Source organism: Pseudomonas sp. GM21 (assembly GCF_000282215.1).
Lineage (GTDB): Bacteria > Pseudomonadota > Gammaproteobacteria > Pseudomonadales > Pseudomonadaceae > Aquipseudomonas.
Genome location: NZ_AKJS01000078.1, coordinates 22,161 through 45,713, shown reverse-complemented (window position 1 = coordinate 45,713; position 23,553 = coordinate 22,161). Strand labels below are relative to the sequence as shown.

21 protein-coding genes and 4 pseudogenes are annotated in these 23,553 nt (G+C 59.8%); 15 read left to right on the top strand and 10 right to left on the bottom strand.

The features are described from left to right. Nucleotides 1–14: 14 nt before the first annotated feature. The 5 genes and pseudogenes from mauD to PMI22_RS17055 all read right to left on the bottom strand — a co-directional run bounded on the left by mauD (nt 15) and on the right by PMI22_RS17055 (nt 3,274). A complete protein-coding gene (gene mauD, locus PMI22_RS17040; protein WP_007945358.1) occupies nt 15–635 on the bottom strand; it encodes a methylamine dehydrogenase accessory protein MauD in 621 nt (206 codons plus the stop codon). 3 nt (nt 636–638) lie between these two features. Next, the gene (locus PMI22_RS17045; protein WP_007945357.1) at nt 639–1,178 is read right to left on the bottom strand and encodes a MauE/DoxX family redox-associated membrane protein; all 540 of its coding nucleotides are present in this window, start codon (nt 1,176–1,178) and stop codon (nt 639–641) included. Between the two features lie 13 nt (nt 1,179–1,191). Next, nucleotides 1,192–2,340, bottom strand: a complete 1,149-nt coding sequence (locus tag PMI22_RS17050; RefSeq protein WP_007945356.1) for an amine dehydrogenase large subunit — start codon at nt 2,338–2,340, stop codon at nt 1,192–1,194. Between the two features lie 365 nt (nt 2,341–2,705). Then, a pseudogene (locus tag PMI22_RS32015) lies at nt 2,706–2,861 on the bottom strand (sensor histidine kinase); the annotation flags it as partial. Nucleotides 2,862–2,911: 50 nt separating this feature from the next. Then, nucleotides 2,912–3,274, bottom strand: a complete 363-nt coding sequence (locus PMI22_RS17055) for a DUF6124 family protein (protein WP_007945354.1) — start codon at nt 3,272–3,274, stop codon at nt 2,912–2,914. Nucleotides 3,275–3,931: 657 nt separating this feature from the next. Here PMI22_RS17055 and PMI22_RS17060 point away from each other — a divergent pair. Then, entirely contained in the window at nt 3,932–4,354 is a 423-nt protein-coding gene (locus tag PMI22_RS17060; protein WP_007945353.1) for a hypothetical protein, read from the top strand. 50 nt (nt 4,355–4,404) lie between these two features. Next, a complete protein-coding gene (locus PMI22_RS17065; protein WP_238543947.1) occupies nt 4,405–5,169 on the top strand; it encodes a hypothetical protein in 765 nt (254 codons plus the stop codon). Between the two features lie 362 nt (nt 5,170–5,531). Here the strand turns inward: PMI22_RS17065 and PMI22_RS17070 are convergent, their stop codons facing one another. Then, a complete protein-coding gene (locus PMI22_RS17070) occupies nt 5,532–7,013 on the bottom strand; it encodes an ATP-binding protein (protein ID WP_007945351.1) in 1,482 nt (493 codons plus the stop codon). 241 nt (nt 7,014–7,254) lie between these two features. On the opposite strand from PMI22_RS17070, the gene PMI22_RS17075 reads away from it, so the two are divergent. The 9 genes from PMI22_RS17075 to feaR all read left to right on the top strand — a co-directional run bounded on the left by PMI22_RS17075 (nt 7,255) and on the right by feaR (nt 15,223). Continuing rightward, nucleotides 7,255–8,418 carry an acyl-CoA dehydrogenase family protein gene (locus tag PMI22_RS17075; RefSeq protein WP_007945349.1) on the top strand — a complete coding sequence of 388 codons (1,164 nt, stop codon included), beginning with the start codon at nt 7,255–7,257 and terminating at the stop codon, nt 8,416–8,418. A gap of 26 nt (nt 8,419–8,444) precedes the next feature. Then, complete coding sequence (locus PMI22_RS17080) at nt 8,445–8,816, top strand: hypothetical protein (RefSeq protein WP_007945348.1); 372 nt, start codon at nt 8,445–8,447, stop codon at nt 8,814–8,816. A 3-nt stretch (nt 8,817–8,819) separates the two neighbouring features. After that, nucleotides 8,820–9,290: a nuclear transport factor 2 family protein gene (locus PMI22_RS17085; protein WP_007945347.1), complete on the top strand. Its 471-nt coding sequence runs from the start codon at nt 8,820–8,822 to the stop codon at nt 9,288–9,290. After that, nucleotides 9,287–10,435, top strand: a complete 1,149-nt coding sequence (locus PMI22_RS17090) for an amidase (protein WP_007945346.1) — start codon at nt 9,287–9,289, stop codon at nt 10,433–10,435. The genes PMI22_RS17085 and PMI22_RS17090 overlap by 4 nt, the downstream gene beginning before the upstream one ends. A 20-nt stretch (nt 10,436–10,455) precedes the next feature. Next, on the top strand, nt 10,456–11,739 hold the full coding sequence (locus tag PMI22_RS17095) for an aromatic ring-hydroxylating oxygenase subunit alpha (RefSeq protein WP_007945343.1): 1,284 nt from the start codon (nt 10,456–10,458) through the stop codon (nt 11,737–11,739). Next, on the top strand, nt 11,736–12,236 hold the full coding sequence (locus PMI22_RS17100) for an aromatic-ring-hydroxylating dioxygenase subunit beta (protein ID WP_007945341.1): 501 nt from the start codon (nt 11,736–11,738) through the stop codon (nt 12,234–12,236). Before PMI22_RS17095 ends, PMI22_RS17100 begins: the two co-directional genes overlap by 4 nt. Nucleotides 12,237–12,247: 11 nt before the next feature. Beyond that, complete coding sequence (locus PMI22_RS17105) at nt 12,248–12,988, top strand: SDR family NAD(P)-dependent oxidoreductase (RefSeq protein ID WP_007945340.1); 741 nt, start codon at nt 12,248–12,250, stop codon at nt 12,986–12,988. Between the two features lie 214 nt (nt 12,989–13,202). Next, a complete protein-coding gene (locus tag PMI22_RS17110; protein ID WP_007945339.1) occupies nt 13,203–14,153 on the top strand; it encodes a PDR/VanB family oxidoreductase in 951 nt (316 codons plus the stop codon). 152 nt (nt 14,154–14,305) lie between these two features. Continuing rightward, nucleotides 14,306–15,223, top strand: coding sequence for a transcriptional regulator FeaR (gene feaR, locus PMI22_RS17115; RefSeq protein ID WP_007945337.1), 918 nt, complete (start codon nt 14,306–14,308; stop codon nt 15,221–15,223). Nucleotides 15,224–15,339: 116 nt separating this feature from the next. On the opposite strand, the gene PMI22_RS17120 is transcribed toward feaR, so the two are convergent. After that, on the bottom strand, nt 15,340–15,969 hold the full coding sequence (locus PMI22_RS17120) for a response regulator transcription factor (protein ID WP_007945336.1): 630 nt from the start codon (nt 15,967–15,969) through the stop codon (nt 15,340–15,342). A gap of 258 nt (nt 15,970–16,227) precedes the next feature. Here PMI22_RS17120 and hpaC point away from each other — a divergent pair, with 258 nt between their 5' ends. Then, nucleotides 16,228–16,740 (top strand): 4-hydroxyphenylacetate 3-monooxygenase, reductase component, encoded by a 513-nt coding sequence (hpaC, locus tag PMI22_RS17125; protein ID WP_007945335.1) that lies wholly within the window; start codon nt 16,228–16,230, stop codon nt 16,738–16,740. A 372-nt stretch (nt 16,741–17,112) separates the two neighbouring features. Further along, a pseudogene (locus PMI22_RS0129380) lies at nt 17,113–17,474 on the top strand (DUF6124 family protein). A gap of 131 nt (nt 17,475–17,605) precedes the next feature. On the opposite strand, the pseudogene PMI22_RS32475 reads toward PMI22_RS0129380, so the two are convergent. The 3 genes and pseudogenes from PMI22_RS32475 to PMI22_RS17135 all read right to left on the bottom strand — a co-directional run. Beyond that, a pseudogene (locus tag PMI22_RS32475) lies at nt 17,606–18,202 on the bottom strand (methyl-accepting chemotaxis protein); the annotation flags it as partial. Between the two features lie 261 nt (nt 18,203–18,463). Next, nucleotides 18,464–19,513, bottom strand: a pseudogene (locus tag PMI22_RS32470) (HAMP domain-containing protein); the annotation flags it as partial. A 422-nt stretch (nt 19,514–19,935) separates the two neighbouring features. Next, nucleotides 19,936–21,258, bottom strand: a complete 1,323-nt coding sequence (locus tag PMI22_RS17135; RefSeq protein WP_007945330.1) for a hypothetical protein — start codon at nt 21,256–21,258, stop codon at nt 19,936–19,938. A 242-nt stretch (nt 21,259–21,500) separates the two neighbouring features. On the opposite strand from PMI22_RS17135, the gene PMI22_RS17140 reads away from it, so the two are divergent. Both PMI22_RS17140 and PMI22_RS17145 read left to right on the top strand, forming a co-directional pair. Beyond that, on the top strand, nt 21,501–21,890 hold the full coding sequence (locus tag PMI22_RS17140) for a c-type cytochrome (protein ID WP_007945329.1): 390 nt from the start codon (nt 21,501–21,503) through the stop codon (nt 21,888–21,890). A gap of 48 nt (nt 21,891–21,938) precedes the next feature. Beyond that, on the top strand, nt 21,939–23,429 hold the full coding sequence (locus tag PMI22_RS17145; RefSeq protein WP_007945328.1) for an aldehyde dehydrogenase family protein: 1,491 nt from the start codon (nt 21,939–21,941) through the stop codon (nt 23,427–23,429). Nucleotides 23,430–23,553: the final 124 nt, after the last annotated feature.

The window sequence follows — 23,553 nt, the reverse complement described above, 5'->3', positions numbered from 1 at the left end:
TCTCCCTGCCTTAATCAGTGGCTATGGCCGTGGCTGTGGTCATGTGCATGCGGCTGGCTGTTGAGGTATTCCTGCAACGTGGCCTTTTTCAGGTGCTCGACTTCGAACAGGCTGTCCAGGTGCTCGCGGGAATTGACCAGGCCTTTGGCGCGCAAGGTGCCGGTTTTGTCGATCAGCGCGGCGTAGGGCAGCTTGCCGATCTGGTAGGTCATGCCGACTTCCGGCCCGACCACGTAGGTGGCGTCTTCGAGTTTGTGTTCGCGGATCAGCTTTTGTTGGGCGTCCATGTCGCCGTCGCTGATGAACACCACGTCCAGGCGATCAGCCTGTTCCTTGGCGATGGACTTGATCGCCGGCAACAGCGATTTGCAGATCGGGCAGGTCGGCGAGAGGAAGAACAGCAGCTGGTTCTTTTCGCCGGCATAACCGAAGTTCACCGGGCGACCGTTACGGTCGGATGCGGTGACTTGCGGTGCGGCTTCGTTGACCGCCACGCCTTTGTCCATCATCAGCGCCCCGGCCGGAGCCAGGCGACCATGCAAAACACCAATCTGACGTACCAGGCCCATGACGGCAAACGCCACGGCCGCGAGCAGAATCCAGAGCAACACGTTGGAAACGATTAAGCCTTCCATTGATCACCTACCAATCAGTTTGAGCAGAAGAGGGGAGTTCGCCAGCAAGCCATCGGCTGCGGCGTACAAAAGCAGCGCAACGGCGCTGGCGGCAACGGTGACGAAGCCATCAAAAAAAACCAGGTCGCGGGCCATCGGCAGCACGCTGGCCAACAGCGCCACGCCCACCAGCACGCTGTTACGCAACAGCAGGACCGGACGCAGCGGTTGCGCCTGGTCCGGGCCGGCACAGCCGCAGTCGATGTCGCGACGACCGCGCCACAGGTTGATGCCAATGGCTGCGGCGTAGAGCGCGATCAGGCTGGCCGCCGTCAAGGCTGCCCAATACCGGCTGACCGGCACCAGCAGCGCAAACGCGATCACCAGCTCTACCACTGGAATCACACGAGCGACCGGGCGCACCAATACGTCAGGCAACAGTTGGTAGTCCGCCAATTGCTTGGCAAACCGTGCCGGCGCGCGCACCTTGTGCGTCGCGGCACTGGCCAGCAACACCGCAATGGTGAGGGCGCTGGCGATGATGAAGATCGGATCTAAGTGCATGGCCGAACCTCGTTTAGTGGCTCATGACCTGAGTCGCGGTTTTGGCGACTTTCGGCATGCTGCCCGTGTGCTTGTTGGTTTTCAGATCGAAAATCTGCAAGCCGCCCTCGACATCGGCGCCCAGCAACAGCGGTTTGTCGTCGCTCGTCGCTTGCAGGCTCCACACCGGCGCCGGCGCTTCCAGTGTCGCCACTTTCTTGTGGGTCTTGAGGTCGTACGCCCAGATCAGCGGGCTCGGGTCTTCCCACTTCATCGCTTCATGCCCGTCGTGCATCAGCACGTACAAGCGGTCGAGCTTCGGCGCCACGGCCATCAACTGCCAGCCACCCGGTGCCCAGCCGGCTTTCTTTTCCTCGTCGGTGGTCAACGACCACGACGGCAGGATCTTCGGCGCATCGCCAGAGAAATCCACCGCACGAACGGTGCCGGTCGTGGTGGTGAAGTAGTAGGTATCGCCGACGTTCACCGCGCGCTCTACGAGCTTCTCGGCGTTCGGGTCGAAGAACGGCGTGCGGCTGCGCGCAGTTTCCTGGCCCTGGTCGTTCAGGGTGATCACCTGCAAGCTGCCATCGCCACACAGCGAGGCGAAGCGGCGGTTGCCGATCGGGTAGTTGAGCACGCAACCCGGAATCGCCAGTTCGGCGGCGACGGACTTGGCTTGCGTGTCGACCACGGTCACCGAGGTCGACGGCGTGAAGTTGTAAACGTAGACGAAGCGGTCATCGCCACTGGTATTCAAGCCATAGCGTTGGGTCAGCGACTCGGCACGCTTGGGTGGAATCACGACTTCCCAGGCCGGCGCCAGAGTAGAGGTGTCCCACGCGGTCAGCACATCGGTAACCGTGCCGCGAGTGCCACGCGAGTAGTAAATGTCGGCGCTGTAGAGGGTCTTTTTATCGCGGCTCAGCGTTGACGGCGCGGCAAAACCGGTCGGCATCATGCCAAGGATGCGTTTGTTGTCGGGGTCGACCACGGTGACACGGCCCACCACGAAACTATCGAATTCGACGTCGACGATATACGCCCGATGGGCTTCCGGTGGAAAGGCCAAAACGGTCTGGCCGATGGTGTCAGCCGGCAGGTCCGCACGGGCGCTGTTCAAGCCGAGTACAAGCAGGCTCAGACCTAGCGCTGACTGTACGTTGATCCTGTTGGTTCGCATTAGGGGAACTCCCTGAATTGTTATTCACGCAGATCGCGGGTGCTTGGGCAGATTTTTACAGTTCGATTCTGCCTCGCCGGGAAACGCAGAGAATTGCTGTGGCTGCCAAGTGTTTGTGTGTCTGTGCCAGTCGTGGGAGATGGGCTGAAACACTGCAAAGCGCAATTCAAAACCCGATCGATCAACCTCGGAGAACGCGCTCAGGTAGCAGCTGCCGAAGGCTGCGTCCGCTGCGAAGCAGACGTAAAACCAGTACGCGCGGTGTGTCAGAAGGACCGTGTCAGCAGGGTTTACGACTGCTGCGCAGCCGGACGTCCGAACGCGGCCCGAGCCTTCGGCAGCTGCTACAGGTCAGTGGGGGACTGTCAGGTGGGATTTTCGGGGGGAAGGGAGAAGCTGAACACAGCACCACAAGGTTCCAGGTTTTGCGCCCGGATATCCCCGCGATGGCGGCCGATGAAGTTTTTGCACAGTGCCAGGCTGATACCGTTGCCGCTGACCGTGGAGGAGAAAAATTTACCGTTCAACCGTTGGCGAAGGAGCAAGCTCCACCGCCAACGTCTTGCGCTGATTACCTTGGTGGAACGAAGTTATCCAGCATTCGATTCACCGCCAGCTCCCCCAGCATGATGACCTGCTGCAGCGCCAGCACGGTACTTCGATGGGTGCCCTCTACCAACGCCGCCACGTTGCTGGCCATGACACTGGCTGATGCCAGGTTTTCACAGGTTTGAACCAGCAAGGTTTCATGGTCGACGTCTGGGGCAATCATAAAAATGGTGCTGGGTTTACGAGGGGTGTTGTTCATGAGCGCCGCCGGGTTGAGATAGAAATTGAGCGCGCGCTCGGCGTCGTCGTGGAGTTTTTTTGAATCGATGGATTCGGATGGGGAGGCCGGATCGGTGTCCGGTGGGTTGGGTGTCACTTTGAACATAATCAAACTCCTGATACGAGTTTATTTGAAAGGAGCCATCACACTCGCTACCAAACGAAAGGTGGCGGCCATACGCGGGTTGGTAGACCGGTCGTATCAGTTCCCGGCGCCCTCGAAAGGACCCCACGCATGACCACCATAAAAGGTGACGCAATACGCCGTGATACGAAACCGGGCTACCAAACCCGATCACTGATATTCAGTGACAGGGCAACGATAAGGCCCGGACCACAGGCGTACAAGCCGGCGGATTCTGTCTGAACCGTAGGTAACGGCGCAAGGTCTTGTAGCCTTCGGGGCGTAACACCGAGTGTCTTTAAACATGCACAGTTAAACTCGTGAAAGATTTCAAAAAAATAGATGAAACGTCCGACATTATTCAGTGTGTTTTGCGGGCGCGGCTGCACCCTTGTCCGCTTGAAACACTTCTGGGTGAGCGAGGTGACGTGGTGTTTTTTAATAGAAGTTTTGCAGAAGGATGCCGGATCGGTTACCAGCGGCAGCGCGCATCGGGCTGATCCGACACGTGCAGCCTATCCATGGTCCCATGCTAAGGCGTTGCGGTTTCTTGGTTTTGGAGTACAGGCGACCTGAATGGGGTGCAACTCCCGGGTAATCGGCTGTATCTTGGACGACTGATTTTTTAAGGAAGAAGACATGGAACTCACACCGTTTGTAACAACTCTGCTGGGCGTTACCCGAGAATACTGGGTTGCCAATCAACGGCCGCTATTGTTAAGCAACCTACCTGCAATCCTTGCTAATCAACAGGTGGATTACCGGGCAGTGCTGGGTAAGGAGACCCTGAAATCTTTTGTGGAGCGAACGTCCGATGCCGCTAGCTATAAAGTGATTACGCATCCGGTTCATCGAGCAAAAATTGGCTTGGTGCCACCAGACGTCAACTACGAATTTGAAGCTGATTCTGAGCCAGCACAGGAAACCGCACTTTCAGACATCGCCCCTGTGCCAAATGACGCAATCGCTTTGTTGAATATCCTGAGCAAGCTGGATGCAGAGGATCTGGAGAAGATCACCATTCCTGTGTCTGTGCTTGCGAAGCTTTTCAAACAACGATGAGAGTGTTTATCGGACTAGCCACAGCGAATGAATTTCTGCGACGTGAGTTCGTGAAGCTTCGTAATAAGATCACTGCGCCTTCGAATTTTCCAGGAGGGATTTTGACCTTGGACTTGGGAGCGCCTGATCTCAACCGGGAGCCAAACCTAGAACGCTATTTTCACAGTAAATCCAGCACGAGTGATGCGCTGCTTGTGATAGGAGATGACCGTTGCGGCGCATGCCTGGAATTTACCCGCACAGCGCTCTTTATACATCGTGTGGGAATACCGTCTCGAGTAGAAAATGCCGAGAGCTATCTGGTCCAGAAGGTTAATAGCCTGCTCAGCACATTCTCAGCGTTTTGCATTGAAGTATTGAACGGTCAAAATCAGCAGGCGTCATTGTTGCCGGAACGAAATTTCGATGCCACGGAGTGGCGTGATTTGGTTGAGCTCGTGCGTTTACGCACCCAAGCTCCGACCTTCGTTGAAGAGACCAAGGCGTTGTTTGTACTGCTTAAGCAACGGCGAAAACCTAGGCGCAAGTCTAGCTACTCGACGCGCTACTTCATCGACGATGATGACAAACACTTCGAATATGGTACAGAGCATCACAGTCTTCCTGCCACCGGAGCTCCGCACGCGCTCTCTTGCGAACTGAATTTCACATTTCGATTTGGTCGAAGAGTTGCTGATATTCAGCGGCACTTCAACGTCACGCGAGGTCCGGGAAAACACCCATCAATCAAAGGCTCGTTCCCCAATTGCCATTGCGAGTGGAAGGATGTGACGAAAACGACACATTTGAACATGTTCATGAACGATTATTACTAGCAAAAAAAAGCGGAAACCAATTAATTGATTTCCGCTTTTATGCACCTATCGCAATCTTCCACCCGCTGCGTCAATAGAAAGGATCACTGCACTGAAACACTTGTTTCGGAGCTTTCCTAGCTACTGGGACCACACTTGCCAGATCGGTGTCCAACGTGTTGGATTCAGCGAACCGGACGGCCTGGAGCGTAGATGACGGGGCGATTCTATCATTGCGCATGGTTACGAGCAAATCCCGTACACATTAGCCCTTGCTCCGCTTCCTTTAAGACTTAAGCAATCCCAAGATTGTTTGTTGTACCTGGCCAACTGATCCTCAACATAGGTTTTGTGTCGTCTAAAGAATCGGAGGACTTCGAGCGTCAGACGGGATTTGCGAGAGGAAGAGAGAAGGTAAAAACAGCCCCACAAGGCTCCAGGTTCTGCGCCCAGATATCCCCGCGATGGCGGCCGATGATGTTTTTGCACAGCGCCAGGCCGATGCCGTTGCCGCTGACCTTGGACGAGAAAAACCCGTCGAACAGTTTGTCCTGCTCCAGCGCCTGAATACCGCGTCCGCGATCTTCAACCCGCACCAAGGCAACCTGATCATCACGGCTCGCGTGTATACGCAGCACACGTCGATCTGGCGGTAAATCGGCCATCTCTTCGATGGCATTAAACGCCAGGTTGAGGATGACCTGGCCAATCAGTACTTTCTCGCAACTGATCAGCAACGGTTCGGGGCTGGTGATGATCTCGACCTCGATCCGGCTCGGGTCGGCCCGCAGGCTGATGAAGTATCGGGTTTCACGCAGCAGCTCGTTGAGGTCGATCAGCTCTTCGGATTGCTCCAGCTTGACCACGTATTCACGCACGCTTTTGATAATCACCGACGCGTGCTCGATTTGCCGCACAGCGTTCTGTAAACCCCAGGCCACGCCTTGATCAGTGCCCTGATCCTTGCCCAAACGAATCACCGCGCCTTCAATGAAATTACGCGTGGCCGCCAGCGGCTGACTCAGCTCATGGGCAATGGCCACGGCCATTTCGCCCATGGCGTTGTAGCGGGCCAGGTATTCCAGTTTTTGCTCGCTGACCCGTCGGGCTTTTTCGGCGCGCACCTGTTCGGTGACATCGCGGAACAGCAGTAAGTAGCCGACCAGGTCGTCTTCAATCTCGATGTAGCGGCACGTCGCATGGTGCCAGCGCCATTCACCGTCACGCCGTTGCAGGTGGTAGTGCACGCTGAACGGTGCGTGTTCTGGCTGCTCGCAGGACATCTGTTGCAGCAGGCGCAGGCGTGAAGTTTCGTCGCACCAGTCGAGGAAGTTTTCGCCAATCAGCGGCTGATCTTCGCTGTTGAGCAGTTGCGCGGCGGATGAGCTGATAAAGCGGATATCGCCCTGGGGCCCGAGCACCGCAACGCCTTCGGCCAGGTCCTGCATAAAGGCTTTGAGGCGGCTTTCGAAGCGCTTGAGGTCGCGCTTGACCTTGTCTTCTTTGGAGATGTCGCGGAACTGCACCATCAATACATCGCGACCGTCCAGGTGCACCAGTGTCGCCACCGCTTCCGAGAGGATTTCCACGCCTTGCTTGGAGCGATAACACCACTCGATGGCGCGCTGGCCGGTGCGCGCCGCGCCTTCCAGCCAACGCAGGCCGACCGAGCGTCGGTACTGCGGCGCATTGCGGGTCATGTCCGGGGCCTTGAGCGGCGTCAGTTCTTCCAGGGTAAAGCCCAGCGCCGTCAGGGCGGCGGCGTTGGCCCACAGGATTTCTTTGCTGTGGGCGTCGTGAAGAATGATGCACAACGGCATGGCTTCGATCAGGGCGTAGAAGTCGTTCGGTTTTGGCAGATACATCGCGCAGCCCTTGGCGGCAGAGGGGTCGACTACAGATGAAGTCGAAGTATGGCGTTTTATACCGGCTTGCGCCTGGCGATGCGCTCAGAGGTAACCGGGGGCGGGCTAGGGGTTTTCTTTAGTCGGGGGGCTACACGCCCCAATAGTGGCGAGCGGATACGGTTTTTACACTGAACCCATCAACGGTCGTCCCGCCCCGAGGCAGGCTCCGTCTAATAACAATTCAACGGAGAACACGCCCATGCTGCGTTCAGCTACCGCGCAGAAAGACCCTCTGCCAAGCGTCGACGACACCAGCGTCCATAGCCAGGAATTTCAGCGGGTGCTGGATGAAGTGCGCCAACGTCGCGAAGAATTCGACGCCGGGTCCCACGTGCCACGGGACATGATCGAACGCTTCAAGCAGGTGGGCATCTACCGCGCCGCCACGCCGAAATGCTTCGGTGGTGATGCACTGGCGCCAGCGCTATTCCTGCAGATGATCGAACGTATCTCCGAAGCCGACGGTTCCGCCGGTTGGGTTGCCAGCTTCGGCAGTGCCGGCGTTTACCTCGCCGCTTTGCCGCCAGAAACCCTGGCTGAAATTTACGCCGACAGCCCTGATCTGGTATTCGCCGGTGGCCTGTTCCCGTTGCAGCCTGCTGAAGCGGTCGATGGTGGCTGGCAGGTCAACGGCACCTGGAAATTCGCCAGCGGCTGCAAAGGTGCGGACCTGCTCGGTGTCGGCATCGGCGCGGCCGGTGGCAAGCCTCGTACCGCCGTGTTCCGCGCGGATCAGGTCGACATTATTGAAAACTGGGACGTGGTCGGCCTCAAAGGCACTGGCAGCCACGACCTGCGCGTCACCGACAAACACGTCGAAGAGCGCTGGACGTTCATCCGTGGCGGTGCCGCGACCATCGATGAGCCGCTGTTCCGCTACCCGTCGATTGCCTACGCCGCGCAAGTGCTGGCCGTGGTCAACCTCGGTCTGGCTCGCGCTGCGCTTGATGAAGTGAGCCGCATGGCCGCCGGCAGCGGCATTACCGGCGCACCGAAAATGGCCGACCGCGCTTACGTGCGCATCGAAATCGCCAAGGCCGAAGCGCAACTGGCCGCCGCCCGTGGCTTCTTCTACAACGCGACCGAGCAGGTGTGGAACTCGATCCTGGCCGGCAACCCGGTCACGCCTGAGCAAACCAGCCTGTTGCGTCTGTCTGCGATTCACGTGTCCCAGGCCGGTGCGGCCGTGGTGCAGAGCGCTTACAGCCTCGCCGGCACCACCGCGATCTACCTGCGCCACCCGCTGCAACGCTACCTGCGCGATTCGCTGGTGGTCACCCAGCACGCATTCCTCAGCGAAGGCCTGTACGACGGCGCCGGTTCGGTGTTCCTCGGCGTACCGCCATTCCCTGGCTACATCTGAACCCACTCTTTCAAGGATCAAACCCCATGACCCAGACCACTCAAGAGCCATTGCGCGTCGTCTTCTGCATCGGCATCACCCAGAACTTTTTCGACCTGCCGACCGGCGAAGGCCTGAGCGTGTGGAAAGGCTTCAGCCAGATGATGGGCTCGCTCGGTGCCATGCCCGGCATCACCGTGCTCGGCGCGATGGACGATGACCGCCTGATGGTCGGCCCGTCCACCACTTCGCCGTGGACCGTTTACATCATGGCCGACGTCGACTGCCACCAATCGGTGATCGACGCCTGCAACCTGTTCCGCACCACGCCGGTGAACGAATACAGCCTGTGGCGCTACGCCAAGGTCGAAGCGCGTATCGGTCGCCCACTGACCATTCCTGATGCAGCCAAGGTTTAAGCCATGAACGAGGCCTTGCTGCAGCGGCTTGAAACGCTGGAAGGGGAGAGCCAGGTGCGCCGCTTGATGGCGCGCTACATGGACCTGTGTGATGTGCCGAGGGCGCCGACTTATGTCCGCGAATTGGCTGAGCTGTTCTGCGTCGATGCCATCTGGGAAGGTATCGGCACTCAGACTGCACAGACCTTCGGCCAGCATCACGGACGTGATGCGGTGGCGGCGTTTGTTGGCGGCTACTTGCCGCCCTCGGAGCACTTTCGCCTGAACCTGCATTTCCTCACCAGCGAGTCGATCACGGTCGACGGCAGCAAGGCCCAGGGGCAGTGGATCATGCAGCAGATTTCCACCTACGCCGATGGCCACAGCGAACTGTTTGGCACTCGCCTGAACATCGATTTCCGCTGTGTCGACGGCGTCTGGCTGATCGAGCATTTCCGCACGCAACGCTTGTTCAACACGGGGTTGGGCGCATGAGCACGTTTATCAGCGAATTCTTGATCGGTGGCAGCGGCAAACGGGTCGCGATCAAAGACTCCATCGACATTGCCGGGCATGCGACCCGTTCCGGCAGCCGCGCGTTTGCCGATGCGGCGCCGGCTACCCGCAACGCCGATGTCGTTGACGCAATCCTCGACGCTGGCTGGCAGATAGTTGGCAAGACCAACATGCACGAGTTGGCGTTTGGCGTTACCGGCATCAACGACTGGACCGGCACACCGATCAACCCGCAAGCGCCGGATCGCGTTCCGGGCGGTTCCTCCAGCGGTTCGGCCGCTGCAGTTGCGGGCGGTTTGGCGGACATCGCCATTGGCACTGACACCGGTGGCTCGGTGCGGGTGCCGGCGGCGTGCTGCGGCATTGCCGGGTTGAAACCGACTTACGGCCGCGTCAGCCGGGTCGGTGCGCATCCGGCGGAGTCCAGCCTCGATTGCGTCGGACCGTTCGCCGCCGACATGGCGGACCTGATCGCCGCGATGCAAGTGATCTGCCCTGGTTTTCAGGTTCAAGGTTTGCCGTCAAGCAATGCCTCTGTCGGCTTCCTCGAAGTCGACTGCGATCCGCATTTGCAAGCGAGCCTCGGCGCTGCCGCCGACCGCGCCGGCTGGCGTCGCAGCACTCTACGCCTGAGCGAATTTGAAGCGGCGTTCGCTGCCGGTTTGACCGTGATCAATTTTGAAAACTGGGCGGCGTTCGGCCACCTCACCGGCAAAGGCTTGATCGGTGCGGATGTCGAGCAACGCCTGCTGGCCGCCAGCCGCACCAGCGCCGCCGACCTGGCGCAAGCGGAGAAAGTCCGCGAGCGCTTCAGTCAGCAAGTGGACGCGGCGCTGGAGCAGTTCGCCGTGCTGCTGTTGCCGACGATGCCGAGCCTGCCGCCAACGCTGATCGAAGCCCGCAGCGCGAGCAAAGCCGTGGCCGGCATGACCCCGCTGGTACGCCCTTTCAACCTCAGCGGCCATCCGGCGCTGACGGTGCCGGTGGAACTGGATTGCGGCGGGCTGAAGGTCGGCCTGCAGATTGTCGGCCGTAAAGATCAGGACGAATTGGTTTGCGCCTTTGGTGCGCAGCTGCAACAGAGCATGGCCGGTGAACGGCCTACCCCTAAAAACAAGTCATAAAAAGCCATGAGGAGAACCGCATGAGCACTCATGAATACCGGCTGATCGCATCATCGAAAAGCCCCGACGAACTGGTCAGTCACGACCGCGTCGACGTCTCGCTGTACAACGATCCAGCCCTGTTCGAAGCCGAGCTGGACAAGATTTTCTACCGCACCTGGGTGTGGGTGGCCCACGAAAGCGAAGTGCGCAATAGCGGCGACTTCAAGACCGCCACCATCGGCCGTCGTCCGGTGATCGTTGTTCGCGACAAGAAGAACAACATCAACGTCCTGGAAAACCGCTGCCGCCACCGTGGCGCCACCGTGTGCGAGAAGCACAAAGGCAACGCCACCGGTTTCACCTGCCCGTACCACAGCTGGTCGTATGGCCTGGACGGCAAACTGCGTGCGCTGCCATACCCGGACGGCTACGAAGGCATTCTGGAAAAGTCTGAATTGCCGCTGACCAGCCTGCGCGTGGAAAGCTACGCCGGCATGGTCTTCGCCAGCTACAACGACGAGATTGAACCGCTGGAAGACTTCCTCGGCGGTGCCAAGCACTGGATGGACCTGTTCATGAAGCAGGGCGCCGGTTACCCGATCAAGACCCAGGGCGAGCACAAGTTCAGCTTCAAGGGCAACTGGAAGATCCAGCTGGAAAACACCACCGACGGTTATCACTTCCCGATCGTGCACAAGTCGTTCATGTCGTCGGTGGATGAAGAAACCTCGGAAATGCTCTCGTTCATGACCGACGAACAAGCGGTCACCCACTCCCTGGGCAATGGCCACAGCGTGATGGTGATGGTGCCGGAGCACGTCGATCTCGATCACGACGACGGCACTGAACAGCTGCAAGAGCGCTTCGCCCACGTCACCGAAGAACTGTCGAAAACCATGCCGGCGGATCAAGTGCGCCGCATCGTACGTTCGCTGCACGGCGCCGGGTTCAACCTGAACCTGTTCCCGAACGTGGCGATGTCGATGTCGTTCTTCCGCGTGCTGCGCCCGGTCTCGGTCACCGAAACCGAGATCCGCCATGTCGCCCTCGGCATGGACGGCGGCCCGGAAATCGCCAACCGCGAACGCATGCGCGTTCACGAACACTTCCAGGGCCCGTTCGGTTTCGGCACCCCGGATGATGCCGAGGCGTGGGACCGTGTGCAGCGCGGCTCGTACGCCGGCGTCGACGCGCCAATCCTGGTCAATCGCGGCCTTAATCGCGAAATCACCGCCGAGAACGGCGACAAGGTGTCCCACGCCACCGACGAGGGCGGCATGCGCGGTGCCTATGACATGTGGAAGAGGATGATGAGCCAATGAGCAATCAAGACACCCTGAACGGTTTTTCCGGTCCGTTGGCTCAGGCCATCGAATTCATCTGGCGCGAAGCCGAACTGCTCGACCACAAGAACTATGCCGAATGGGCGACCTTGTGGAGCGAGAACGGCAAGTACATCGTGCCGATCGACCCGGACACCGAAGACTTTGAAGCCACGCTCAACTACGCCTACGACGATGCGCGCATGCGTGACTTGCGCATTGAACGCCTGTCCGCCGGCTTCGCGCCGTCGGCGGTGGACGCGGCAAAAACCGTCCGCACGGTCTCGCGTTTCAGTCTGGTGGAAGCTGCCGGCGACCTCGTTGAAGTCAATTCCGCGCAAGTGCTATATGCCTACAAGCGCGGCGTGCACACGCCATTCGTGGCCGACCTCAACCACCGCATTCGCTTTGTCGACGGTGTGGCGAAGCTGGAACGCAAGGTTGTGCGCCTGATCAACTCCACCGACTGCCTGAACGCGCTCGGCTTCCTGCTGTGAGGGCCACCACCATGAACCGAGTAGCTCTTGTAACCGGCGCTTCGCGTGGTCTCGGCGAATGCATCGCCCGTCGCTTGCACGCGGCGGGCTATCGCGTCGCTCTCGCTGATGTGCGCCTCGATGGCGTGCAACAGTTGGCGGCGGAACTCGATGGCAGCGGCGCGACTGCCGTCGCCATCGAGCTGGATGTGCGTAACAAGGCCGATTTTGTCCGGGCCCGCGACCTGCTCGCCGAGCGTTGGGGCGGTACCGACATTCTGGTGAACAATGCCGGCCAATCGAAAGTGGCGGCGCTGATGGACATCACGCCCGAGGAGTTCGACGAGTCGATGGCGATCAACCTGCGCGGCACGTTCGTCGCCTGCCAGGTGTTCGGCGCGCACTTTGCCGAGCGCGGCTTTGGTCGCATCGTCAACATCGCCTCGCTCGCCGGCCAGAACGGCGGCACGGCCACCGGCGCGCACTACGCGGCGGCCAAGGGCGGCGTGGCGACGCTGACCAAGGTCTTCGCCCGTGAACTGGCGCCGCAAGGCGTGACGGTCAACAGCATCTCGCCGGGTCCGCTGGACTTGCCGATCGTGCGCGAAACCGTGGCCCCGGAGCGTCTGGAGCTGATTCTGAAGATGATCCCGGCCGGCACCCTCGGCGCCCCGGAGTACATCGCCGACAGCGTGTTGCTGCTGATCGCCGAACACGCCGCCTCGGTGACGGGCGCGTGCTGGGACATCAACGGCGGGTTGTTCATGCGCTGAAAAAAAGCGTTCAACGCAGCTCATGTAGCAGCTGTCGAGCAGCGCGAGGCTGCGTTCGAATGCAAAGCAGTCGTGAAATCAGACACTGCGGTCCTCCAGGAGGACCGCGTATTCAGGATTGACGGCTGCTACGCAGCCGAACGCAGCCTCGCGCTGCTCGACAGCTGCTACAGGCTGCTCATTTAACAAAATCAACCGTATTTCAGGTGATGCAATGATGAAAGTGAGGATCGAAAGGATCGTCGACGAAGCGCTGGATATCCGTTCCTTTCGCCTCGTGCGCAGTGACGGTCAGCCGCTCGACAGTTATGAACCGGGAGCGCATGTCGACCTGACCGGGCCGACCGGCGTGACCCGCCAGTATTCGCTGTGCAGTCCGCCGCAGGATCGCCGCGCCTATCTGGTGGCGGTGAAGAAAGAAGCGCAGTCGCGCGGTGGTTCGCTGGCACTGCATGAGCAGGTGGAAGAGGGCATGGAGCTGGAGATGGGTGCCCCGCGCAACCTGTTTCGCCTCGACCCGAGCGCCAGCGAACATGTGCTGTTCGCCGCCGGCATCGGCGTCACGCCGCTGCTGAGCATGGCCTATCGACTGGCGGAAAGTGGCCAGCCGTATCGCTTGCATTACTTCGCTCGTTCGCCGGAGTACGCGGCTTTTTCCGAACTGTTGGCGACGACCTTTGCCGATCATGTGCAGTTCCATTACGGTGTCGAGCCGGCTGACATGGACGCGGCATTGACCCAAAGCCTGGATCAGGCCGGCAGCGCCGCCCACGTCTACACCTGCGGTCCCGCGCCGTTCATGAACAAAGTGGTCGAAGTGGCCGCCCGCAGCCGCAGTGAAGACGCGATTCACCTGGAGCATTTCCAGGCCGATCCCGCCGCCAATGCTGGCCCGAGTGGTGGTTTTGAAGTGGAACTGTCCAGCTCCGGCGTGGTGCTTCAGGTCCCGGCCAATACCAGTCTGGTCGACGTGCTACAGGCCCACGGCTGCGACATCGACACTGAATGCCGTGAAGGCATCTGCGGCACCTGCATCGTCGACGTACTGGACGGGGTTCCGGAACACCGCGACAACTGTTTGTCGAACAAAGAGAAGGCGGGCAACAAGCAAATTTGCGCCTGCGTTTCGCGAGCGCTTTCCGCTCGTCTGGTATTGGACCTTTAACTGGTAAAACCCCTGGAAACATTGCGTGGGAGTCGATTAAATCGGCGCCCCACGACCGTCTAAGGAGGCGACGGTCACTACCCGCTATTCATCGAACCGCTCGGCGAAGCGGTCGAAAAATAACAATAAAACTGACGTGAGGCCCTGCGGTCATGAGTACTACTTCGACGGTGCGCAACACTGCATTCGAAAGTTGGTTAAGCCAGGTCAATCAGGCCTGTGGGCGCTTCGATGCCCGCGCATTGGACGCGAATTTTTACGGTGAACTGGCAGAATTTCGCAACGGCGCGATCAACCTCAGTGTGGTCGACATGGCCCATGTGCATCTGTATCGCACCAGCAAAGACGTCAGCACCAGCAGCGACGGCCACTACTACGCGGTGTTTCAACTGCGCGGCAGTTCGCAACTCGAACAGGGCGACAACCGCGCCCAGCTGGGCTGTGGTGACATCGCGCTGATCGACGCCTGCCGTCCCAGTGACATGACCTATAACGAAGATTCCCGCCAGTTGTCGCTGATCCTGCCGCGTCAGGTGGTACAGCGCGGTTCGCACTTCAACGCCGTCAACTGCGCCACGCGCATTGCGGCCAGCACACCGTTGGCCACCCTCGCCAACCACATGGTGCTGGAGACCCAGCGTCAGGAAGGGCTGGAGATGCAGGAAAGCGAAGCCGTGCTCGACGCCTTGGTCAGTCTGTTGTTGCCGGGGATCAGCGCGCGCGATGCCGGGGTGGATGCCCACGAGCGGCAATTTCGCAAAACCATCGCCTACATCGACGAGCACATCAGTGACGAAGAGCTGTGCCCCGAGCTGATTGCCCGAGAGGTGGGCATGTCGGTGCGCGGTCTGTACCGGATGTTTTCCAAGCGTGGCCTGGTGGTGGCGCAATACATCAAGCATCGTCGCCTGGACTTCTGCGCCGAAAACCTGCGCCGCTGCGACGTCGAGCAGAAGCTCTCGGCCCTGTGCTACGCCTGGGGGTTCTCGGATTCCAGCTACTTTTCCTCGGCGTTCAAATCACGCTTCGGCGTGTCGCCGGGTGAGTACCGCAAGCGCTATAGCCACTGACCGAGTCATCGTTCTTCGCGAGCAGGCTCGCTCCCACATTAGTCCTGCGTACACAGTTCCAGTGTGGGAGCGAGCCTGCTCGCGAAGGCGGCCTGATGACCGCCGAAGATTAAGGTTCAGTGCCGCGCCGGCTCATCCACCGGCAAATGCAACACCTCGCGCACCAGCATGGCAATGCTGCTCACGCCCATCTTTTCCTTGATCTTGGTCCGGTGCACATCAACGGTTTTCACGCTGATGTTCAGCTCGCGAGCAATGACCTTGCTGGCCTTGCCATCGATCACCAGCATCAACACTTCCCGTTCCCGGCTGGTCAGCAGCGCGAGCTTGCCTTGCAGGTTCTGGCGTTGCTGCTGATCGGCCTGGGCATGCACGGCGGTCTTCAGCGCGGCCTGAATGCGGTCGATCATCTGCTGTGGGTTGTAGGGCTTCTCGACGAAATCCAGCGCACCGTTCTTCATCGCCGTCACCGACATCGGAATGTCGCCATGGGCCGAGACGAAAATCGTCGGCAGGGTGCTGCCGCGCTGGTTGAGGATTTCCTGCAACTGAAAGCCGCTGGTTTCCGGCATGCGCACGTCCAGCACCAGACACGCCGGCTGCTTGGGGTCGTACTGGCTCAGGAACTCTTCAGCACCGGCAAAGCATTGCGCCTGCACACTGACCGACTCCAGCAACCAGGCGAGCGAGGTGCGCAGGTCTTTGTCGTCATCAACGATATAAACAATCGGTTTGCGCGTTTCCATCAGGGACTGCCACGAGAAATTCTATTTATTGTTATCGCACGCGTGCACGCTGCGGCGGACTTGCGCCTTTGGTGGCGCCTCAATGCAGGATACCCACTGCGAAGGGCCCTGACGATAAAGAAACCACCTAGTCGACTAGCGGAAAGCCCACCTCGGCATGGGGATCGTCAGAATGGCTGCGCGCCGCGCCGGGCCTTAGTCTTGTTCCATCACCAAGGGCCGCGCAACGACGGTCCTCCTGAAGGAAGGGGCATCGAAATGGCCGACCTGAGCCAGCAGCAAATCGACTTTCGCAACGCCATGGCGCAGCTGCCTGCCGCGGTGAACATCATCACCACCAACGGCCCCGGCGGACAATGCGGCATCACCGCCAGCGCCGTGTGCTCGGTCACCGACTCGCCACCCACCGTGCTGGTCTGTGTAAACCGCAACAGCGCCACCCACGATGTGTTCCGCACCAACGGCCATCTGTGCGTGAACGTTCTGTGCGGCGAACAAGAAGACCTGGCCCGCCACTTCGCCGGCATGACCAAAGTGTCGATGGCCGAACGTTTTGCCTGGGACCTGTGGGACGAAGGCGACACCGGCGTGCCGTTGCTGCGCGATGCACTGGTGCAGCTGGAAGGGCGGATCACCGAGTGCAAGGAAGTCGGGTCGCATTCGGTGATGTTCGTTGAGTTGTCGAATGTCGGTGTGCGCGCGGAGAGGGATAGCCTGGTGTATTTCAACCGGTTGTTTCATCGGCTTGAGCATGCGGGTGCGCATTGCTGAAGCACCGCGATGGCGGTCTCAAATTCGAGCACATGTTTAAAGGTGTTTAAGGATGCTTCCTGAAAGCTACAACGCCTTGCGCCATTACCTACGACTACGCCAGAATCCGCCGGCTTGTGCGCTTTGGATGCCCTCGGTAACTTGATTCCCGTCACTGATTCCCAGTGATCGGGTTTAGTAGCCCGAGGGTTTGAAGGCTGCACAAGTGTCTGTCAAACAGGTATTCCAATGCCTGTATCTGATGGTGGCTGTGCGCAGGGCGTCCTCGGACGCGCCGGCTTTGCCTTCGTTCCCCGGTCTACTAACCTGCGTACAGCCGCCACCCCTCGTATTAGTAGCGAGGCGTGGCTGCCCATTCAGGAACGAATGAATATGTTCAAAGTAACGCCAAATCCGCCAGACACAGATCCGGCATCCCCCTACGAATCACTCGATTCAAAAAAACTCCACGACGCCGCCGAGCGCGCCCTCGATCATTACCTAAACCCCGGCGTCATCAAATCCCCGGCTACCCGCAAGCCCAGCACGATGTTCATGCTCGCACCGGATATCCGGGACGAAGACCTCTTGGCCCACACCTGTGAGTCCTGGCCCAGGCCACTGTCATGGCCAGTGATTTTGCGGGGTATCTGGAAGGGCCGCATCGGCATACGGCCATGGCGATCCAGCAGATCATCATGCTCGCGGAACTGGCGGCGAACCGGATGCTGGATAACGTTGAGGTGCCGAAGTAATACCGAAGCACCGCGTCATCGTTCATCGCGAGCAGGCTCACTCCCACATTGGACCGCGTTCGTCCAGACAACCCGGTCAAACTGTGGGAGCGAGCCTGCTCGCGAAAGCGGAATTTCAAGCAACACTAGTTTCAGATCCGAAAACTACCGACAAGCCGATTCAACCGATCCGCCTGCCGCTCCAGCTCAGTACAAGCCCGCAACGTCGATTGCAGATTCTCCACCCCCTGCTGATTCAGGGTGTTGATCTCGGTGATGTCGACATTCAACGCCTCAACCACCGACGTCTGCTCTTCAGTTGCCGCAGCCACCGACTGATTCACGTTGTCGATCTCGCCAATCCGCTGGGTCACGCTGCTTAGGCGTTTACCGGCCAGATTGGCTATGCTCACGCTTTCTTCGCTGTGTTGCTGGCTTTCGGTCATGGTGGTCACCGATTCGCGCGCGCCGATTTGCAGTTCTTCGATCATCTGCTGAATCTCCGCCGCCGACGTTTGCGTGCGTCCGGCGAGGCTGCGTACTTCATCGGCGACCACTGCAAACCCACGGCCTGCTTCACCGGCGCGGGCGGCTTCGATGGCGGCGTTGAGCGCCAGCAGGTTGGTCTGCTGCGAGATGCCCTTGATCACTTCGAGGATGTGCCCGATGTTGACGGTTTTGCCGTTGAGCACTTCGATGTTGGCGCACGAGGTGCTGATTTTGCCGGACAGTTCGTTCATCACCTGGATCGTGCGCTCCACCACTTGGCGACCATCCTCCGCTTGTTGCCGCGCGGCCGTAGCCTGTTGTGAAGCATCGCAAGCGTTATGCGCGATTTCCTGGGCGGCGGCGCCCAGTTGGTTGATCGCGGCGGCGACGCTGTGGGTGCGGGTCGATTGTTCGCCGAAGTTGCTCATCGACGAATTGGAGGCGAGCAACACGCGCTTGGCACCTTCGTTGACGCCGAGCGCCGCTGAAGACACTTCGCGGATCGAATGATGAATGCGCTCGACAAAACGGTTGAACGCGGTCGCCAATTGGCCGATTTCATCCCGCGACTGCACCGCCAGGCGTCGGGTCAAATCGCCTTCGCCTAGTGAAATATCCTCCATCACCCGCGTGAGCATTTGCAGCGGCCGGGTAATGCGAAATGCCGCGTACCAGATCAGCATCAACCCGAGCAGGGCCGAGCCACCACCCAATAGCAACTCTAGCGCGGTGCTTTTAACCCCTTGTGCATTGAGTTCGTTTTGCAGCGTGGTCACCGGTGCCAGCAGCACGTCTTGCGGCACGCCGACCAGTACGCCCCACGGTGCAGAACCGGCAATCGGTGCCAGTGGTTCGAGGACGTTGATCTGCTGCTGATCGACAAACACCTTCGCTTGGCCCTGGCGCAAGGCGTCCATGACCGCAGCATTTTCCAGTGCCTGCCCGAGGCGGCTAACGTCCTGGCTGTTAGCGGAGATCACCCCGCGCGGGCTGACGATGCTGATCTGCCCATGGCCATCGAACAGCTGATGGGCGCTGGTTTCGCTGTTGTGTTGCAGGGCGGCGAGGTTGATGTCGAGGCCGACCACGGCGATGACTTTGCCGTTGTCCATCAACGGGAACGCGATGCTGGTCACCAGTTTTCGACTGCCCGAGGCCTCATCGAAATAGGGCTCCAGCACGCAAGCTTGCCGGGTATCGCGAGCGCAGGTGTAGAAGGCGTTGTACGGCGCGCCGCTGGGGCCGGGGGAGGTGTTGGCGAGCAGTGCTTCGTCGCCGATCACTGCTTGCAGTTCGCCGGGTTTGCTTTGCACCCAGTACAGGGAAAAGCGGCCGGTCTCGTTGCTGCCCATGGCTGCCTGGTTAGCGAAACCGCTGTCGGCACCATCGAGGGCGTCGGGTTCGAAAATGACATAAAGCCCGAGCAGGTCGGGCTTGTCGATCAGGGCCTGGTGAAGCTGGGTGCTCAGCTCTTGGCGCAATTGCGGGCGGGTCAGATGACCCTGCTGTTGCAGCTGGCGCAGGTAAAGCAAATACCGCGACAACCCTTGGCCGTATTCGTGAGTCTGCATGAAGGTGCGTTGCACCTGCATCGCCTGCACGGTGCCCAGCGCTTGCATGTGTTCCTTGGCGGCGTTGGCGAGCATGTCGCTGCTGGCTTGGGCGACTTGTTGGCTGCTTTGATGGGTTTGATACAGCGACAACCCCATCAGCAAGCTCACCACCAACAGCAGGCAGAGACCGGCGAGCAGGGCGATCTTGCTCTGAATCGACAGAGATTTTGAATGCATTGGAAACTCCGTTTCCGTTGAAGGCAGAAGACGCCTCAACCGGGTCCCTGTAGCAGCTGGCGAAGCCTGCGTCCGGCTGCGAAGCAGTCGTGAAATCAGTACACGCGGTAAATCAGGAAGACCGCGTATTCAGGTTTTACGACTGCTTCGCAGCCGGACGCAGGCTTCGCCAGCTGCTACAGGGGCTGCGTCGGCTTACGGACTTAGAACGTGGTGGCAAACACCACTTGGCTGTAGAGGTTGTTGTCGTTGTTGCCTAACTGGGTGCCACCCTGGGCGGCGCTCTTGTCCGGGCTGTACAGACCGAGCAGCGGCATGATGGTCAGGTGATCGTTGACGTGCCATTCGGCGTACAAGTCAACCTCTTGGCCATCGGTGTTGCCCAGGTTGCGGTCGATGGTGTCGAAGTTGAAATACAACACGCCGACATTGAGGTTTTCCAGTGGCGAGACTTTCAGCGAGACGTTCTGGATACGTGAGTTGGTGTTGAACGGGCCGGCGTAGTTACCGGCGACTTCACCCTGGAACCAGGTGCCATAACCGCGACTGAAGCCGTAGAACAACGTGTCGTAATTTTCCGAGAAACGGCTGTAGCGGTAGCCGACATAAGGTGTCCAGATCGACTCGGAGAAGGTCCAGCCGGCTTCCAGGTACCAGGCGTCTTCGCTGCTGGTGTTCGGTTTATCTTCTTTGGCGTATTCACCGGACAGGAACAGGTCTTTCACCCCGGCGTTGCCCGTGGCGCGCAAGCTGTAGGTCTTCATGCCATCGCGTTCAAGCTGCAACGGTGAGGCGTACTGCTCGTCGACCTCGTTGGTGTCGATGTAGGTCAGACCGACTGTGCCGGCGTCGGCGACGTGTTCCAGGGTGCCGACGTACATTTCGGTTTTGGCCTGGGCGCGGTTATCCGACTTCAGCCACATCAGGTCGCTGCGCCAGCCTTGCTTGCCACCGAGGCGCAACACGGCGGTTTCGTCGAAGGCTTTACGGGCGGCGAGGTAGTAGGCGCCGCCACGATTGAACTCGCCGTCGGCCAGGCCTTTGCCCAGGTTCAGCGCATCGCCATCGATCAGGAAACCGTCGCCGACCACGATGTTCTGGCGACCGAAGGACAGGTCGACACCGTCCTCACCCATCGCTTCAAACAGCTTGCCCGAGCGCCAGCCCAGGTAAGCGTCTTCGAACTTGGTGGTGCGTTCCGTACCGTCGGTGAAACCGGCGGCATCGCCGTCGCCCCAAGTGCCGGAGCTGAGCATATTGCCGGCGCCGTAAGCGGTGCCGAAGCCGGCCAGGCCTGTGTCGAAGCTCAGGCCGTATTTGATGTAACCCTCGCGCCACGACGAGGAACCTTCGTCGAGACGGCCGGACAACGCGTAGTTTTCCTGGCTGTGGAACATGCCGAAGACCGCTTCCAGCGTGGCGTTCAGGTGAGTGTCGTCATTGGCATAGAGTTCGTAGGCATTGGCCTGGGCGGCACTGATCAGCAGCGCGAGCGTCGAGAGACGAAGCAAGGGGGACTTGAGCATGGTGTGGCATCCATTCTTGTTCATGACCACAGGGTTGAGGTCTTTCTCGATACTAAGGCCCGGAACTTTTTCGCCCTTTTGTGTGGTTGCCAAAGAGTTGCCTGTGCTTGCCAAAATGTCCGGTTTGGCAGCCCAGCCAACACGACTGGCACGCAGGGCAAAACCTGCGCATCACTGACCGCTGACAATCCGTCTCAACCCTGCTGTTGCTTCCCTTCACGGATTCTCAAGGTCGCCTGCTTATGTTCACTTCACAGAAGTTCTCCCTCTTTGGTTTGCTGACCTTGGCGCTGGCACAAACCGTAGTCGCCGCCGAATGCACACCGGACCAGGGCCACGGCGCCCAGGTGTTCGCCAATGAATGCGGGGTGTGTCACTCGGTGAGCAAAGACATGGCCGGCATGATGGGGCCGAGCCTTGCGGGCGTGGTCGGGCGCAAGTCCGGCTCGCTCGAAGGCTTCAGCTACTCCCAGGCGATGCGCAGCAAAGACGTGACCTGGCAAGCTGAAACCATCAGCCAACTGATCACCCAACCCCAGGCCTATGTGCCCGGGACCTACATGCCCTACATGGGGCTGGCCTCCGCCGATGACCGCCAAGCGGTCGTTTGCTATCTCAAAGAACAACGCTAATCAGCCGGACTTCCAGGTTGAACCCCACGTTTGAATGACAGGTGAATTATGAGCAACGTTGAAATTCTGCCGCAGGTTGCTGCCTTCCTTGAGCGCCGCCATGGCTGCTTTATCGATGGTCAATGGGTGTTGGCGGATGGTCCGACCATTTCCGTGGTCAACCCGGCCACCGGGCAAACCCTTTGCGAAACCCTGGACGCGCCGCTGGACGTGGTCGAGCGCGCCGTGCAGTCGTCCCATGCCGCGTTCAAATCCGGTGTGTGGTCCGGTTTGCGTCCGGCCGACCGCGAACGCATTCTGCTGAACTTCACTGCACTGGTTGAGGCGCACGCCGAAGAACTGGCGCAGCTGGAAACCCTGAGCCAGGGCAAGTCGATCAACATGGCCCGCGCTCTGGACTTGAACGCCACCGTGGAATTCATGCGCTACATGTCCGGCTGGGCGACCAAGATCGAAGGCCAGACCTTCGACGTGTCGATCCCGCTGCCGCCGGGCGCCAAGTTCACCGCCTTCACCAAGCGTGAGCCGGTGGGCGTGGTGGTCGGGATTGTGCCGTGGAATTTCCCGCTGCTGATCGCTGCCTGGAAACTGATGCCGGCACTGGCCACCGGCTGCACCGTGATCATCAAACCGGCGATGGAAACCCCGCTGACCGCCATGCGTCTGGCTGAGCTGGCGCTGGAAGCGGGCATTCCGGCTGGCGTGTTTAACGTCGTCACCGGTGGCGGCGCCTCGGTCGGTGGCGTGCTGACAGCGCACCCGTTGGTAAGCAAAGTGTCGTTCACCGGCTCCACTGCCGTGGGCAAAAGTGTCGGCGTGGCGTGCATGGAAAACATGACGCGCTTCTCGCTGGAACTGGGCGGCAAAAACCCGATGATCGTGCTCGCCGATGCTGACATCGAAAAAGCCGTTCAAGGTGCGATCCTCGGCGGCCTGCTGAACAACGGCCAGGTCTGCGCGGCGGCTTCGCGCTTCTATGTGCATCGCTCGATCCACGATCAATTCGTCGAAGCACTCGCCGCTGCGGTCTCCGCCATGCCAATCGGTGCCGGGATGAACTGCAATGCCGCGATCAACCCGCTGGTGTCACGCAAGCAACAGCAAAGCGTGCTCAAGCACATCGAACTGGCTCGCCGCGAAGGCGCGCGTGTGGTGTCGGGCGGTGAGTTGGTGGAAGGCGAGGGCTTCTACGTGCAGCCGACCATTCTGGCCGACATCGACCACAGCATGGCCGTGGCCCGTGAAGAAGTGTTCGGCCCGGTGCTGGGCGTGATGCCGTTCGATGACGAAGACGCTGTGATCGCGCTGGCCAACGACAACCGCTACGGCCTGGCCGCCAGCCTGTGGACCAATGACCTGGGCAAAGCCATGAACCTGGTGCCGCGCATCGAGGCCGGTACGGTGTGGGTCAACGCTCACGTGCTGCTCGACCCGGCGATGCCGTTTGGTGGCGTCAAGCAATCGGGCATGGGCCGTGAGTTCGGTCGCGCAGTGATCGAGGCGTACACCGAGCTGAAATCGGTGTGCATCGCGCACTGATTGGATGAATCAAAACGGCCCCTGCAACGGGGGCCGTTGGCTTGGCTGACTAACGGCGGCCCTGGCGACGTTGAATCCATTGCTTCCGGTTAATAGGAAGCATTACTATTCACGCCCCGTCTCC

Coding starts and splice junctions, on each gene's coding strand:
- feaR (WP_007945337.1), top strand. CDS start 14,306: ATGAGTACTACTTCGACGGTGCGCAACACTGCATTCGAAAGTTGGTTA.
- PMI22_RS17085 (WP_007945347.1), top strand. CDS start 8,820: ATGAACGAGGCCTTGCTGCAGCGGCTTGAAACGCTGGAAGGGGAGAGC.
- PMI22_RS17075 (WP_007945349.1), top strand. CDS start 7,255: ATGCTGCGTTCAGCTACCGCGCAGAAAGACCCTCTGCCAAGCGTCGAC.
- PMI22_RS17080 (WP_007945348.1), top strand. CDS start 8,445: ATGACCCAGACCACTCAAGAGCCATTGCGCGTCGTCTTCTGCATCGGC.
- mauD (WP_007945358.1), bottom strand. CDS start 635: ATGGAAGGCTTAATCGTTTCCAACGTGTTGCTCTGGATTCTGCTCGCG.
- PMI22_RS17060 (WP_007945353.1), top strand. CDS start 3,932: ATGGAACTCACACCGTTTGTAACAACTCTGCTGGGCGTTACCCGAGAA.
- PMI22_RS17095 (WP_007945343.1), top strand. CDS start 10,456: ATGAGCACTCATGAATACCGGCTGATCGCATCATCGAAAAGCCCCGAC.
- PMI22_RS17090 (WP_007945346.1), top strand. CDS start 9,287: ATGAGCACGTTTATCAGCGAATTCTTGATCGGTGGCAGCGGCAAACGG.
- PMI22_RS17145 (WP_007945328.1), top strand. CDS start 21,939: ATGAGCAACGTTGAAATTCTGCCGCAGGTTGCTGCCTTCCTTGAGCGC.
- hpaC (WP_007945335.1), top strand. CDS start 16,228: ATGGCCGACCTGAGCCAGCAGCAAATCGACTTTCGCAACGCCATGGCG.
- PMI22_RS17120 (WP_007945336.1), bottom strand. CDS start 15,969: ATGGAAACGCGCAAACCGATTGTTTATATCGTTGATGACGACAAAGAC.
- PMI22_RS17135 (WP_007945330.1), bottom strand. CDS start 21,258: ATGCTCAAGTCCCCCTTGCTTCGTCTCTCGACGCTCGCGCTGCTGATC.
- PMI22_RS17045 (WP_007945357.1), bottom strand. CDS start 1,178: ATGCACTTAGATCCGATCTTCATCATCGCCAGCGCCCTCACCATTGCG.
- PMI22_RS17100 (WP_007945341.1), top strand. CDS start 11,736: ATGAGCAATCAAGACACCCTGAACGGTTTTTCCGGTCCGTTGGCTCAG.
- PMI22_RS17055 (WP_007945354.1), bottom strand. CDS start 3,274: ATGTTCAAAGTGACACCCAACCCACCGGACACCGATCCGGCCTCCCCA.
- PMI22_RS17050 (WP_007945356.1), bottom strand. CDS start 2,340: ATGCGAACCAACAGGATCAACGTACAGTCAGCGCTAGGTCTGAGCCTG.
- PMI22_RS17140 (WP_007945329.1), top strand. CDS start 21,501: ATGTTCACTTCACAGAAGTTCTCCCTCTTTGGTTTGCTGACCTTGGCG.
- PMI22_RS17105 (WP_007945340.1), top strand. CDS start 12,248: ATGAACCGAGTAGCTCTTGTAACCGGCGCTTCGCGTGGTCTCGGCGAA.
- PMI22_RS17110 (WP_007945339.1), top strand. CDS start 13,203: ATGATGAAAGTGAGGATCGAAAGGATCGTCGACGAAGCGCTGGATATC.
- PMI22_RS17070 (WP_007945351.1), bottom strand. CDS start 7,013: ATGTATCTGCCAAAACCGAACGACTTCTACGCCCTGATCGAAGCCATG.